The organism is Amycolatopsis sp. cmx-8-4, assembly GCF_046548675.1.
In the GTDB taxonomy this organism is placed as follows: Bacteria; Actinomycetota; Actinomycetes; order Mycobacteriales; family Pseudonocardiaceae; genus Amycolatopsis.
Genome location: NZ_JAEBDZ010000041.1, coordinates 1 through 13201 on the forward strand (window position 1 = coordinate 1; position 13201 = coordinate 13201).

Annotated in this window: 12 protein-coding genes; all 12 read left to right on the forward strand. The window is 71.0% G+C overall.

Features of this window, described 5'->3' with window-relative positions:
• Window positions 1-194 precede the first annotated feature (194 nt).
• The 12 genes from ACLJQZ_RS43935 to ACLJQZ_RS43990 all read left to right on the forward strand — a co-directional run bounded on the left by ACLJQZ_RS43935 (window position 195) and on the right by ACLJQZ_RS43990 (window position 12765).
• The gene (locus ACLJQZ_RS43935; RefSeq protein WP_410627176.1) at window positions 195-608 is read left to right on the forward strand and encodes a MarR family winged helix-turn-helix transcriptional regulator; all 414 of its coding nucleotides are present in this window, start codon (window positions 195-197) and stop codon (window positions 606-608) included.
• Between the two features lie 218 nt (window positions 609-826).
• Window positions 827-1966 (forward strand): tRNA dihydrouridine synthase DusB, encoded by a 1140-nt coding sequence (gene dusB, locus ACLJQZ_RS43940; RefSeq protein WP_410627178.1) that lies wholly within the window; start codon window positions 827-829, stop codon window positions 1964-1966.
• 103 nt (window positions 1967-2069) lie between these two features.
• Entirely contained in the window at window positions 2070-2729 is a 660-nt protein-coding gene (locus tag ACLJQZ_RS43945) for a VC0807 family protein (protein WP_410627179.1), read from the forward strand.
• A 32-nt stretch (window positions 2730-2761) separates the two neighbouring features.
• The gene (locus ACLJQZ_RS43950) at window positions 2762-3454 is read left to right on the forward strand and encodes a GntR family transcriptional regulator (RefSeq protein WP_410627181.1); all 693 of its coding nucleotides are present in this window, start codon (window positions 2762-2764) and stop codon (window positions 3452-3454) included.
• The gene (locus ACLJQZ_RS43955; RefSeq protein WP_410627183.1) at window positions 3451-4452 is read left to right on the forward strand and encodes an ADP-ribosylglycohydrolase family protein; all 1002 of its coding nucleotides are present in this window, start codon (window positions 3451-3453) and stop codon (window positions 4450-4452) included. Before ACLJQZ_RS43950 ends, ACLJQZ_RS43955 begins: the two co-directional genes overlap by 4 nt.
• Window positions 4449-5327, forward strand: coding sequence for a PfkB family carbohydrate kinase (locus ACLJQZ_RS43960; RefSeq protein ID WP_410627185.1), 879 nt, complete (start codon window positions 4449-4451; stop codon window positions 5325-5327). Before ACLJQZ_RS43955 ends, ACLJQZ_RS43960 begins: the two co-directional genes overlap by 4 nt.
• On the forward strand, window positions 5324-6760 hold the full coding sequence (locus tag ACLJQZ_RS43965) for a purine-cytosine permease family protein (protein WP_410627187.1): 1437 nt from the start codon (window positions 5324-5326) through the stop codon (window positions 6758-6760). Before ACLJQZ_RS43960 ends, ACLJQZ_RS43965 begins: the two co-directional genes overlap by 4 nt.
• Window positions 6757-7284, forward strand: a complete 528-nt coding sequence (locus ACLJQZ_RS43970; protein ID WP_410627189.1) for a cysteine hydrolase family protein — start codon at window positions 6757-6759, stop codon at window positions 7282-7284. The genes ACLJQZ_RS43965 and ACLJQZ_RS43970 overlap by 4 nt, the downstream gene beginning before the upstream one ends.
• 9 nt (window positions 7285-7293) lie before the next feature.
• Window positions 7294-10464, forward strand: a complete 3171-nt coding sequence (locus ACLJQZ_RS43975; protein WP_410627191.1) for an NACHT domain-containing protein — start codon at window positions 7294-7296, stop codon at window positions 10462-10464.
• On the forward strand, window positions 10461-11294 hold the full coding sequence (locus tag ACLJQZ_RS43980) for an alpha/beta hydrolase (protein ID WP_326956668.1): 834 nt from the start codon (window positions 10461-10463) through the stop codon (window positions 11292-11294). The genes ACLJQZ_RS43975 and ACLJQZ_RS43980 overlap by 4 nt, the downstream gene beginning before the upstream one ends.
• Window positions 11295-11376: 82 nt before the next feature.
• Complete coding sequence (idi, locus tag ACLJQZ_RS43985) at window positions 11377-11940, forward strand: isopentenyl-diphosphate Delta-isomerase (protein WP_410627193.1); 564 nt, start codon at window positions 11377-11379, stop codon at window positions 11938-11940.
• Window positions 11941-12060: 120 nt separating this feature from the next.
• Window positions 12061-12765 (forward strand): GGDEF domain-containing protein, encoded by a 705-nt coding sequence (locus ACLJQZ_RS43990; RefSeq protein WP_410627195.1) that lies wholly within the window; start codon window positions 12061-12063, stop codon window positions 12763-12765.
• The last annotated feature ends 436 nt before the right edge of the window (window positions 12766-13201 follow it).

Consider the following 13201-nt stretch of genomic DNA (forward strand, 5'->3'; position numbering starts at 1 on the left):
CGGTGATCAGATCGTCGTGCTGGGCTGGGGTCAGGTTGGCGTAGACATGCGCTGGGCGCATACTGGTGAAGGCCTCGTCGGGTCGTGTTGAGTGTGGTAACCCAATCCAACCTGACGAGGCTCTTCACGTTGCGGAGACATCAACTTCGGCGAGTTACGGACACAACTTCTGGCAACCTGCTTAGGGTCAGCGCATGGCGGAGCGACCGGATCTCGCGGCGATGCTCGGCGGACTGGTGCGCAGCCTGGTCGCGCTGGAGACGCCGGTGCTCGAGGAGCACCGGCTGAGCATGTGGGGTTACGTCGTGCTCAGCGCGCTCGACGACAGCCCGGTGCGCACCCAGGCGGCGCTCGCCCAGGCGATCGGCGCCGACAAGACGCGGATCATCGGCACGCTCGACGAGCTGCAGGACGCGGGGCTGATCAGCCGCGAGCCGGACCCGGCCGACCGCCGCGTCCGCCTGCTGGCGATCACCGAGGCGGGCCGGGAGCGGCGGCGGGCCGCGCAGGACCGGATCCAGGCCAAGGAAGAACGGTTGCTGGCGCGGCTGCCCGCGGCCGACCGGGCGGCGTTCCTCCGCGCGGCGCAGGCGCTCGCCGCGGAGTAGCGCGGGTCAGGGCTTGCGGGCGACGACGCCGGCGACGATACATCCGGGCAATGCTCGCCCGGCTCGGATCCACCCCGACCGGCGCATTGGGTCCGGCAGCACGACCATCCCGTGTTCCGGTGACGAAGATCGCACCCAGAGTAGTGGAACGGGTCTGCCGCGTGAAGGCGCGCGGCGCTTCCGGCCCCTGGTCGACGTGACCGACCCCACAAGCGACAATGGAGGACGTGACCGCCACCCTGAGCAAGCCCGCCCTGAAGATCGGCCCGTACGAGGTCGATCCGCCGGTCGTGCTCGCACCCATGGCCGGGATCACCAACGTCGCCTTCCGGCAGCTGTGCGCCGAGTACGGCGCGGGGATCTACGTGTGCGAGATGATCACCGCGCGGGCCGTCGTCGAACGGCACCCCGGGACCATGCACATGATGACCTTCGGGGCCCACGAAAAGCCCCGGTCCATGCAGCTCTACGGCGTCGACCCGAAGACCATGGCCGAAGCCGTCCGGATCATCGTCGGCGAGGGTCTCGCCGACCACATCGACTCCAACTTCGGCTGCCCGGTCGCGAAGGTGACGCGCAAGGGCGGCGGGGCGGCGCTGCCGTTCAAGCGGAAGCTGTTCGCCGACATCGTGCGCGAGTCCGCGGCCGCGGCCGGCGACGTCCCCTTCACGGTGAAGTTCCGCGTCGGCATCGACGACGACCATCTGACCTACCTCGACGCCGGCCGCATCGCGGAAGCCGAAGGCGCGGCGGCCGTCAGCCTCCACGCGCGCACCGCCGCGCAGCGCTACTCGGGCCAGGCCGACTGGACGAAGATCACGGCGCTCAAGGAAGCCGTCACGACCATCCCGGTGCTGGGCAATGGCGACATCTTCTCCGCCGCCGACGCCCTGCGCATGGTCTCGGAGACCGGTTGCGACGGCGTGGTCGTCGGCCGCGGCTGCCTCGGCCGCCCGTGGCTGTTCGGCGAGCTGGAAGCGGCCTTCGCGGGCCGCCCGCTGCCGACCCCGCCGACGCTGGGCGAGGTCTCCCGCGTCCTGCGCCGCCACGCCGAGCTGCTCATCCAGCACGACGGCGAGACCAAGGCCCTGCGCGACCTGCGCAAGCACATGGCCTGGTACTTCATGAACTTCCCGGTCGGCGCGGAACTGCGCCGCGGGTTCGCGATGGTGTCGGGTCTCCCCGAACTGGACGACCTGATCGGCAAGCTGGACCACGACGCCCCGTTCCCCGCCAACGCCGACGGCCCCCGCGGCCGCCAGGGCTCCCCGGGCAAGGTCACACTGCCGCACGGCTGGCTGAACGACCCGGACGACGACTGCGTCCCGGAGACGGAAGACATGCACTCCGGCGGCTGAGCCGGATCGGTTACCCATGGCCTGAGCGACCATGACATCTGTCAGCCCGAAGTCGTGGCGGACGGCATCCTTCCCATGCCCTCCGCCGCGACAAGCTCTTCCCATGACGAACTCCAGCGCTCCCGCCTCGCTCCTCAAGACGCTCGCCATCGAGATCGCCCTGCCGACCGGCGTTTACTACGGGCTCCACTCGCTCGGCGCCAGTGTCTTCCTGTCGCTCGCCCTCAGCGGGATCGTGCCCCTGGCGCGGACGCTCTACCAGTTCGCCAAGGACCGGACGCTCAACGGCCTCGCGCTGGTCGTGCTGGTGACCAACGTCGTCGGGATGCTGCTGACCTTCGTCGCCGGGGATGCGCGGATGATGATCGCCAAGGACTCGATCGGCAGCGGGATCACCGGGCTCGTCATCCTGATCTCCGCGTTCAGCGCGCAGCCGATCATGACCAAGGCGCTGCGCCCGTTCCTCACCCACGGCAAGGCCGACCACGAAGGCGCCTGGGAGCGCCTCACCGGCAACCGCCGGTTCGAGACGGTCCTGCGTCGCGCCAGCTTCGTCTGGGGTATCGGCTTCATGCTGGAGAGCGCGGCTCGGGTCGTCGGTGCCTTCACGCTGCCCGTCGAGACCATGGTGTGGCTGAGCACGGTCCTGTTCATCGGTTCCTTCGCGCTGATCATGGTCGTGGCCGGGGCGATGAGCGCCGAGGCCGGCGAGATGGTCGCGAACGAGGCCAAGACGGACGACCGCGCGCTCGTCGCCGCTTGACCTGCGGAAACCACGGGTGTACAGGTGTGTACATGTACACCAAGCGGGAGCAGCTGGTCGGCGATCTCTCCGACCTGATCCGGTCCGGGCGGCTGGCCCACGGCGATCGGCTGCCCGGCGAGAACCAGCTCGCGCTGCAGTACCAGGTCAGCCGCGGCACCGTCCGCAGCGCGCTCTCCGAACTGCAGCAGCTCGAGCTCATCTCCACCCAGGCCGGCGTCGGCTCGTTCGTCACCTTCGACGGCGTCCAGCTCGACCAGCGGCTCGGCTGGGCCCGCGCGCTGGCCGACGCCGGGGCGCCCGTCACCACCGAGCTGCTCGGCATCGAAGCCGTCGAAGATCAAGCCCTGCAAGAGGAATTCGGGCTGGACAGCTACGTCGCCGTCCGGCGGGTGCGGCGGGAACACGGGCGCGGGATCTCCCTCGAGACGGCGACCGTGCCCGCGATCGGGCCGCTGGCCGAACTCCCCGAAACCGGTCTCCGGGACGACTCCCTGACCAAGACGCTCGAAGCCGCCGGGCGGGTCTCCACCGGCGGGGACCAGTGGATCAGCACCGAACGGCTTGACGCCTGCGCCGCCGGACTCCTCGGCCGCGCCATCGGTGAGCTCTTCCTCCGCGCCGAGCGCACCTCGGTCGACGTCGAGGGCCGGCTCGTCGAACGCGTCGTCAGCCTCCTGGACCCCGATCGGTTCCAGTTCCACCTCACCTTCGGACACCGGTGACCGCGCGGGACCGGGCGCTCGGCGCGTTCACCGGGCTCGCCGTCGGCGACGCGCTGGGGATGCCGACGCAGTCCATGTCCCGCGCCGCCATCGCCGCCGCCTACGGGCCGGTCACCGGGCTGCTCACCGCCGTCGCCGAGCAGCCGGTCGCGCCGTCGATGCCCGCAGGCTCGATCACCGACGACACCGAGCAGGCCATCCTGCTGGCCCGGCTGCTCATCGACGGCCGCGGCACCGTCGAGCCGCGGGTCTTCGCCGACGCCCTGCTGATCTGGGAGGCGGACATGGTCCGCCGCGGCTCCGCGGACCTGCTCGGCCCGTCGACGAAGCGCGCGCTCTCCCGCCTCCAGGACGGCGTCCCGGCCGACGAAGCCGGCCGCACCGGGACCACCAACGGCGCCGCCATGCGCGTCACGCCGGTCGGCATCGCGACACCGTCGGGGAACCTGCACGCCCTGGTCGACGCGGTCGTCGCGACCGCGCGCGTCACCCACAACACCAGTCTCGGCATCGCCGCCGCGGCGGCGGTCGCGGCCGCCGTCTCCGCCGGGGTCGACGGTGCGAGCCTGGCCGAAGCGCTCGACGCCGGCGAGCGCGCGGCCGTCGTCGGCGGGGACCGCGGGCACTGGGCGGCCGGCGGCGAGATCGCCGCCCGGATCCACTGGGCGCGCGGCTGGGTGCGGGGCATGACGCACGACGCCGTCGCCGACGCGGTCGCCGAGGTGATCGGGACGTCGGTCGCGTCGCAGGAGTCCGTCGTGGCCGCTTTCGCGCTGGCCGAAGCCATGGGCGACGACCCCGCCGCGGCGCTGCGCCTAGCCGCCGGGCTGGGCGGCGACACCGACACCGTCGCGGCGATCTGCGGGGCCATGCTCGGCGCCGCGCACGGCGTCGACGCCATCCCGGCGGACCTCGCCGAGACCGTCCGCGCCGTGAACCACCTCGACCTCGGCCCGCTGGTGGACGAGCTCCTCACGCTGAGACGGCGCGCGCGGTGACCGGGCGGCTGGTGCACACCGGACAGGTCGTGATCGATCTGGTCATGGCGGTGCCCACGCTGCCACCGCCGGGCGGCGACGTCCTGGCGTCTTCGACGAACTTGCTGCCAGGCGGCGGTTTCAACGTCATGTCCGCGGCCGCGCGCTCCGGCGCCCGCGTGCTGTACGCGGGCAGCCACGGCACCGGCGCCTTCGGCGACCTCGCCCGCGAAGCCCTTGCGCACGAAGGCATCGAGGTGGCCCACGAGCCGACGCCGGACCTGGACACCGGCGTCGTCGTCGCGCTCGTCGACGCGACCGGTGAGCGCACCTTCGCGACCGGCACCGGCGCCGAAGGACGGCTGTACTCCGCACTCCTCGATCATGTCCACCCAAAGAGTGACGACGTCGTCTACGTCACCGGGTACAGTCTGTTGCACGAGATCAATCGAACTGCTCTCTTCGCTTGGCTGCCTCACTTGCCCGGCTCGAGGATTCTGTTCGACCCCGGCCCACTCATCGCCGAGCTTGATCTTGGAGCCCTCCGTGACACACTGTCCATAGTAGACATTCTCAGCTGCAACGCGTGCGAAGCCGAGGTCCTCGGCGAGCTGCCCTCGGTTGCCATCGTCCGCGACGGCGCGAAGGGTTGCCGCGTCCACGAAAACGGCCGGACCGCGGACGTCCCGGGCTTCCCCGTGGACGCCGTGGACACCAACGGCGCGGGCGACACCCATTGCGGCGTGCTGGCCGCGGAGCTGCTGCGCGGCAGTACCCTCCTCGACGCCGCCGTACGCGCCAACGCGGCGGCCGCGCTTTCGGTGACCCGCCGGGGTCCGGCCACCGCGCCGGACCGGGCGGCGATCGACCGCCTACTGACCAGGAACGAGCCATGACCACTACCGAACGCAAGCTCAAGGTGGAGACCAACGGCCTCGACGTGATCGACGACGCCGAGCGCCGCGGCAGCCCGCGCGGGCTGTTCTGGCCGTGGTTCGGCGCGAACGTCTCGGTGCTCGGGCTGAGCTACGGCTCGTTCACGCTCGCGTTCGGCATCTCGTTCTGGCAGGCGCTGGTCGCCGGCGTCGTCGGGATCGTCTTCTCGTTCCTGCTGTGCGGGTTCGTCGCGATCGCGGGCAAACGCGGGTCCGCGCCGACGATGCTGCTCTCGCGCGCGGCCTTCGGCGTCCGCGGCAACCGGCTGCCGTCGGCGATCTCGTGGATCCTCACCGTGGGCTGGGAAACCGTGCTCACCGCGCTGGCGACGCTGGCCACGGGAACCGTCGTCAAACGGCTCGGCTGGGGTGACGGCACGGCGGCGAGCGTGATCGCGCTGGTCGTGGTCGCGGTGCTGATCGTCGGCGCCGGCGTGCTCGGGTTCGACGCCATCATGAAGCTGCAGACGTGGATCACCTGGATCACCGGCGTGCTCACGATCGTCTACGTGATCCTCGTGGTGGGTGACGTCCACTGGGACGCGGTCAGCGCGCTGCCGTCGGGCTCCGCGCAGCAGTGGATCGGCGCGCTGGTGTTCCTGATGACCGGCTTCGGCCTCGGCTGGGTCAACGCGGCCGCGGACTACTCGCGCTACCTGCCGCGGTCGGCGTCCGGGCGTGGCGTGATCGGCTGGACGACGTTCGGCGCGTCGGTCGCGCCGCTGGTGCTGCTGGTGTTCGGGCTGCTGCTGGCCGGGTCGTCGACGGAGCTGAGCAAAGCGATCGGCCTCGACCCGATCGGCGCGCTGACGACGTTGCTGCCGCTGTGGTTCCTGGTGCCGTTCGCGATCGTCGCGGTGCTGGGCCTGGTCGGCGGCGCGGTGCTGGACATCTACTCCTCCGGGCTGGCGCTGCTCTCGGCCGGCCTGCGCGTGCCGCGGCCGATCGCGGCGCTCGTCGACGGCGTGCTCATGGTGCTCGGCACGATCTACATCGTCTTCTTCAGCGACGGCTTCCTCGGGCAGTTCCAGGGTTTCCTGGTCACGCTGGGCGTCCCGGTCGCGGCCTGGTGCGGCGTGATGCTGGCGGACGTCCTGCTGCGCCGCCGCGACTACGCCGAGCAGGACCTGTTCGACCGGGCGGGGCGCTACGGAGACGTCCGGCTCGGCCCGATCGCGCTGATCGTGGTCGCGACGGCGCTCGGCTGGGGCCTGGTGACGAACACGTCCGCGGGCTGGCTGAACTGGCAGGGTTACCTGCTGGAACCGTTCGGCCTCGGCGGCCGCGACGGCTCGTGGGCGTTCGCCAACCTCGGCGTGCTGGTGGCGCTGGTGCTCGGGTTCGCCGTCACGCTGGCGACAAAACGGCGGATCCGCGCCCAGGAGGCAGCGTGAAGTCGATCCTGGCGGTCATCGACCTGCAGAACATCTTCGCCGACCCGGCGAGCGAGTGGTTCACCCCGCGCTTCGCCGAGGTGGTCCCGCGAATCCACCGCCTGGTGAAGGCGTTCGGCGACGACGTCGTGTTCACCCGGTTCATCGCGCCTGCCCGCCCGGAAGGCGCGTGGAAGCAGTACTACGCGCAGTGGCCGTTCGCGTTGCAACCACCGGAGTCGCTGTTGTACCAAGTGATCCCCGAGTTCCAGCCGATGTCCACTGTGGACGCGACCACGTTCGGCAAGTGGACCCCACGCCTGGCGACCAGAGTGGGCGGCGCGCGCCTGGTGCTGGCGGGGGTGTCGACGGACTGCTGTGTGTTGTCGACGGCCTTGGCGGCGGCGGACGCGGGCGTCGCGGTCACAGTCGTCTCGGACGCGTGCGCGGGGGTGGACGACGAGAGCCACGCGAAGACGCTCGACATCCTGCGCCTCTACGGGCCGCTGGTGAAGGTGGCCACGTCGGAGGAGGTGCTCGGCTAGGCTCGACAGGTGAGCCTCGAAGCCTCGGCGATCGCGTTGACCACGGCGGTCGTGAAGGCCGCGGCGAAGATCTGGCTCGGCGACCGCCCGATCGCCGCCGACGCCACGGCCAAGGTCTTCGACCTGCTGGAGAAGCAGGTCACCGGGCTCAACGACCGCCGCAAGCTGCGGCTCCTGTTCACGAACCTCGAGTCGCGGGTGGCCGACCGCCTCCTACCGTTCCTCGACGTCGAGTTCCGCGCGCTGCCGGAGCACGAGCGGGCCGCCGCGGTGGACGCCGCGCGCGAGACGTTCGACCGTGCCGCGCTGACCGACGACGACCTGTTCGCGACCGACCTCGACGCCGCGTTCCTGTACCGCTCGCTGCTCCGGACCGTCCCCGGCGTCCCGCGCGAGTTCCTGCTGTCGGCCGACGCGGTGGAGCTGTACCAGCGCGTCCTCCGGGAGTGCTGCGCGTACCTGGTGCAGGTCACGAGCACGCTGCCCCGGTTCCAGCCGGGCGCGCTCGTCGAGATCCTCCAGCGGGAAACGGAGATCCTCGAGACGGTCCGCAACGTGCTGGCCGCGCTCCCCGAACGCCGGCACCCGGACGACTTCGCCGCGGACTTCCGCCGCCAGGTCGTGACGGCGCTCGACCGGATGGCGTTGTTCGGCGCGGGCTTGGCCGACGCGACGCGCCTGTACCCACTGTCGGTCGCCTACCTGAGCCTGAGTGTCAGCGCCGACCAGGACGGCGTGTCCGGCGACCGGATCGAGCACGTCCTGCCGCACACGTCGCGGATCCTGCTGCGCGGCGAGGCCGGTTCCGGGAAGACGACGCTGCTGCAGTGGCTGGCCGTCCAGTGCGCGAGCCGGAGCCTGCAGGACGTCGAAGGCTGGGCCGGCCTGGAGCCGTTCCTGGTGCGGCTGCGGCGGTTCAGCCGGTCCCGACTGCCGGCGCCGGAGCAGTTCCTCGACGAGGTCGGCCGGCACATCGCCGACGAGATGCCCCGAGGCTGGGTGCAGGAGCGGCTACGCCGCGGCCGGGCCGTGCTGCTCGTCGACGGCCTCGACGAGCTGCCGGACGACCGCCGCCGCGAGGTGCGGGACTGGCTCCGCGAACTCGTCGTCGCGTTCCCGCGGGCCCGGTACATCGTCACCACCCGCCCGGCCGCGGTGGCTCCCGACTGGCTGCACAGCGAGGGTTTCACCGAGGTCCGGCTCCAGCCGATGACCCCGCGCGACGTCCGGACGTTCGTCACCCGCTGGCACGCGGCCATGCCCGGCGATCCCCTCGACGACCGCCGTGACGCCCTGATCACGGCCATCGGCGCGCGCAGTGCGTTGCGGCGGCTCGCCGAGAACCCGTTGCTGTGCGCGCTGCTCTGCGCGTTGCACCACGAGGGCAACGGGCAGCTGCCGGACAACCGGATGGAGCTGTACGAGGTCGCGTTGCGCATGCTGCTCGACAGCCGCGACGTCGAGCGGCGGATCGAGTCGCCGATCCGGCTCTCCCTGACGGAGAAGCTGGTTCTGTTGCGGCACATCGCTTATTGGCTGGTGCGCAACGGCCACACGGACACCTCGATCGCCGACGCCGAGGCGCGCATCGCGGCGAAGCTGCGGTCGATGGGGCAGATCGACGTCACCCCGCGCACGGTGTTCCGCCACCTCCTCGACCGCGGCGGCGTACTGCGCGAGCCGGTCCCGGGCCGGATCGACTTCGTGCACCGGACGTTCCAGGAGTACCTGGCGGCCCAGGCGGCCGTTGAAGAGGACGACATCGGCATCCTGATCGCCAACGCGCACCTGGACGAGTGGCGCGAGGTCGTCGTGATGGCGGCGGGTCACGCCCATCCCCGGCAACGCGAACTCCTGCTGGACGGCGTGCTCACCTGGGACGCCGACGAGGCGCAGCGGCTGCAGCTCGACCTGGTGGCGCTGGCTTGCCTGGAGACGTCGCCGGAGCTGAACGAGCGGCTGCGCAACGAGATCGAGGACCGCGCGAGCACCCTGATCCCGCCGAAGTCCCACGAGGAGGCGGCGGCACTGGCGGCAGCCGGCGAGTTCGTCCTCGACCTCCTGGCCACCTGCGAACCCGAACCCGCCGAGGTGCCGTTCCTGCTGAACGCGGTCGCGATCATCGGTGGCGCCGCAGCCCTCGATCTCCTCGCCCGGTACGCCGGAAGTGCGGATCCGAACGTCGCCTCGACGCTGATTGCGGCGTGGGACAAGTTCGATCCCGAGGAGTACGCCGAGCGGGTGCTCGCGGAGTCCCCGCTGGTGGACGGGTTTGTCAGCGTGCGCGAACCGGCGATGTCGGCGAACCTGAAGCACTTGCGCCGGCTCGTGGGGCTGCGGTGCGAGTTCGGCGACGGCTACGGCCGGCTGGACTTCGTTCGTGACCTCCCCCGGCTGAAGGTGCTCTGGATCTCCGACCTCGCCGGGTACGACCTGCCCGCGCTGGCCGGCACGGGCCTGAAGCAGCTCGCGCTGACCGGACCGCCGCTCCCGCAGTCGATCGACCTCGCCCCGCTCGCCGAGGTGCGTGGCCTGACTTCGATCGAGGCCCGGATCGAAACCCACGGGTGGGCGGCGCTGGCGAGCCTGCCCCGGCTGAAGGACCTCCAGCTGAGCTGGATCGACGACCCGGCGCGCCTGGCCGACCTCACGGCGCTGACCGGCCTGCGATCGCTGTCGCTCGGCAACGTCTTCCGGCTGACCGACCTGACGCCGCTGGCGTTCCTGACCGCGCCGGTTTCCCTCAGCTTCCAGGGCTGTCAGGCGCTCAAGGACGTGTCGCTGCTGCGCCGGTGGGCCGACCGGCTGAGCCGGTTGCGCCTGATCGCCTGCCCGGCCGTCGACCTGGCGCCGATCGGCGAGCTGACCGAACTGCGGCTGCTCGATCTCACCGGGGTCGAGCTGACCGACCTGTCGATGCTGTCCGGGTTAGGCCGGCTGCGGACATTGCGGCTGCGGGCGCTCCGCACCGTGCCCGGCTTGGCGCCGCTGGCCGATCTCTACGAACTCGAGGAGTTGCGGGTGACCGGGTCGGGTGTGCTGGACCTGCGGCCGCTCGCCGGGCACGCCGGGCTGCGCGTCGAGGTGAGCACCCACATCGAACCCGTCGGGGCCGAGCTGCTGGGACCGGGCAGTGCCGTGGTCGTGTCCACCGTGGCCGAAGTAGATTTGGGCTTGTGATCGACCACATCAGCGTCACCACCGAAGCCGGTTCCTTCGACGCCATTGCCGCTGGGCCCGAAGACGGGCGGCCCGTGATGCTGTTGCACGGTTTCCCCGAAGCCGCCGTCGAGTGGGAGCACCAGGTCGCGACCCTCGGGGTGCTCGGCTACCGGGCCGTCGCGCCCGACCAGCGGGGGTATTCGCCCGGGGTGCGGCCCGAACCGGCCGCCGACTACCGGATCGATCACCTCGTCGGGGACGTGATCGCGATCGCCGACCGGCTCGGGTGGGGGAAGTTCGACCTCGTCGGGCACGACTGGGGCGGGGCCGTCGCCTGGTGGACCGCCGACGCGCATCCCGAACGGCTGCGCAGCCTGGCCGTCGTCTCGACGCCGCACCCCGCCGCGCTCTCCGCCGCGATGAAGGCCGACGAGGACCAGTACCTGCGGACCCAGTACATGACCGAGTGGCGGCAGACGCGCGTCACCGAGCGGCGGATGCTCGAGAACGACGGCCGGGCGCTGCGGGACATGTTCGAGCGGCGGGTGTCGCCGAGCAAGGTCGACGAGTACATCCGGCGGCTGTCCGAGCCGGGGGCGCTCACCGCCGCCCTCAACTGGTACCGCGCGGGCCGGCCCGGCGGGAAGATCGGCAAGATCGACCTGCCGACGCTCTACATCTGGAGCACCGAGGACGTCTCGTTCGGCTCGACCGCCGCGCTCGACACCGGCAACTGGGTCACCGGGCCCTACCGGTTCGAGATGCTCGAGGACGTCACGCACTGGGCGCCCGAGGAGGCGCCGGAGTCCGTCACGACGCTGCTCGTCGAGCACCTCGACGCGCGGTAGCCGCCCATCACCCTGCCGTGATCACCGCAGCCACCCGCCTCGCGGTACGAGACACCCGCGGCCGTCGTGTCTACTGGGGCGCGTGGATACCGCGACCGAAACCGAGACCGAGCGCGTCGTCTTCGTCACCGAAGACGGCGTGCCCACCGGCGAGACCGGGCCCAAGCTGGCCAGCCACCACGAGCACACCCGGCTGCACCTGGCGTTCTCCTGCTACGTCCTGCGTCGCAGCGACCAGGCCCTGCTGATCACCCAGCGCGCCCACGAGAAGAAGGTCTGGCCCGGAGTCTGGACCAACAGCGTCTGCGGGCACCCCGCGCCCGGCGAGTCCCTCGAGGACGCCGTCCGCCGCCGCGCCGCCTACGAGATCGGGCTGCCGTCGCTGTCCGGCCTGCACTGCGTGCTGCCGAAGTACCGGTACCGGACGCCGCCGTTCGAGGGCATCGTCGAAAACGAGTTCTGCCCGGTGTTCGCCGCCTGGACCGACACCGAGCCCGCGCCGAACCCCGCCGAGGTCGACGGCTGGCGCTGGATCTCCTGGAACGACTACACGGAGTTGCTGACCGACAAGACGGCTAATGTGAGTTACTGGGCCAAGGACCAGTATGCGCAGCTCAAGGACATCAAGCCGTTCTCGGACCTCTGACGGCCCGACTCCGCTGAGTCACCGGCGACCTCCCGTTTGAGCGAAATTCACTTTCGTCCGTACCCACACCTCAAGCGCGGGCACCTCTACGACGACAACCAATGCGTGGTGGAGGTGGGCATGGTCGCCGAGGACGAAGGCGCGCTGCGCCGGCCCGGCGGACCCCGGCCGCCGGACCTGCTCCGCCTCCACGAGGCCGTCGCGAGCCTGCTGGCGACCCAGGGCGACTGGCGCCGCGCTTACCAGCACCTGCGCTCCGCGCTGGACATCGCCCGCGACGGCAGCCTGCGCGACGCGCTGACGTCGAGCTACAACCGCCGGTACCTCGACGAGCGCCTCTACGGGCCGGTCACCGGCTGGCACCCGGCCCGGCCGCGGCCGCCGCTGGCCATCGCGCTGATCGATCTCGACCGCTTCAAGCGCGTCAACGACACGTACGGTCACCTCGTCGGCGACCGCGTCCTCCGCCGGGTGGCCGACCTCCTCCAGGAGGAGCTGCCCGAAGACGGCTTCTGCGCCCGGTACGGCGGCGAGGAGTTCGTGCTGTGGCTGCCCGGCGTCGACGTCGGGGCCGCCGTCCGCATCGTCGACGCCGCCCGGGTGCGCGTCGCCCGTCACCCGTGGTCAGAACTCCAGCCGGGACTGCGCGTGACGATCAGCGCCGGGCTCGCGCACGACTGCGTGACCGAGCCGGACGCGGAGCCCAGTCCGGAGCGCCAGCTTCGGTGCGCGGACACCTTGCTTTACGCCGCGAAACGTGCCGGGCGGAACAAAGTCGCCTATCACGACGCGCAAACCACTCGGTTAATAACCCACTCAGAGTAACGTAAACTTCGGATTACCCCGGATTGAGTAAAGGCGTCTTCACCCGTTTGTCGACGCCAAGCGGCCGTTCGTCGACTCAAGGTGAAGAAAATTCCGGGAGGGTGTCGTCACGAACGGGGGGTATCCGTACGATAACGAAAACCTCCGGGGGAACGATCACCTCTGGCGGGGGAAGACGGCCTAGTCGAAGAGCCGCCCTGCGATCGCGCGAAAGGAGACCGAGTGCCGGACGAGCACGACAGCCCGGGAACCGGTCGCCGCGTCGATGGCCCAGCGCGACCCCGAAGCGGCAGACGCAGGTCCATGGAGGACCAGGGCGGGATCAGCGTTTCGGACGTCGTCGCCAAGACCACCGGTGTCCGGCCCGTCCCGCCGCGTGATCAGCAGGACCGCACTGACCAGCCGGGACACCGCGCGCACGGGGCCGAGCCCGCCG

Bases quoted from the DNA above. Each gene is read 5' to 3' on its own strand.
- ACLJQZ_RS43935 (WP_410627176.1), top strand. From the start codon at position 195: ATGGCGGAGCGACCGGATCTCGCGGCGATGCTCGGCGGACTGGTGCGC.
- dusB (WP_410627178.1), top strand. From the start codon at position 827: ATGGAGGACGTGACCGCCACCCTGAGCAAGCCCGCCCTGAAGATCGGC.
- ACLJQZ_RS43945 (WP_410627179.1), top strand. From the start codon at position 2,070: ATGACGAACTCCAGCGCTCCCGCCTCGCTCCTCAAGACGCTCGCCATC.
- ACLJQZ_RS43950 (WP_410627181.1), top strand. From the start codon at position 2,762: ATGTACACCAAGCGGGAGCAGCTGGTCGGCGATCTCTCCGACCTGATC.
- ACLJQZ_RS43965 (WP_410627187.1), top strand. From the start codon at position 5,324: ATGACCACTACCGAACGCAAGCTCAAGGTGGAGACCAACGGCCTCGAC.
- ACLJQZ_RS43990 (WP_410627195.1), top strand. From the start codon at position 12,061: ATGGTCGCCGAGGACGAAGGCGCGCTGCGCCGGCCCGGCGGACCCCGG.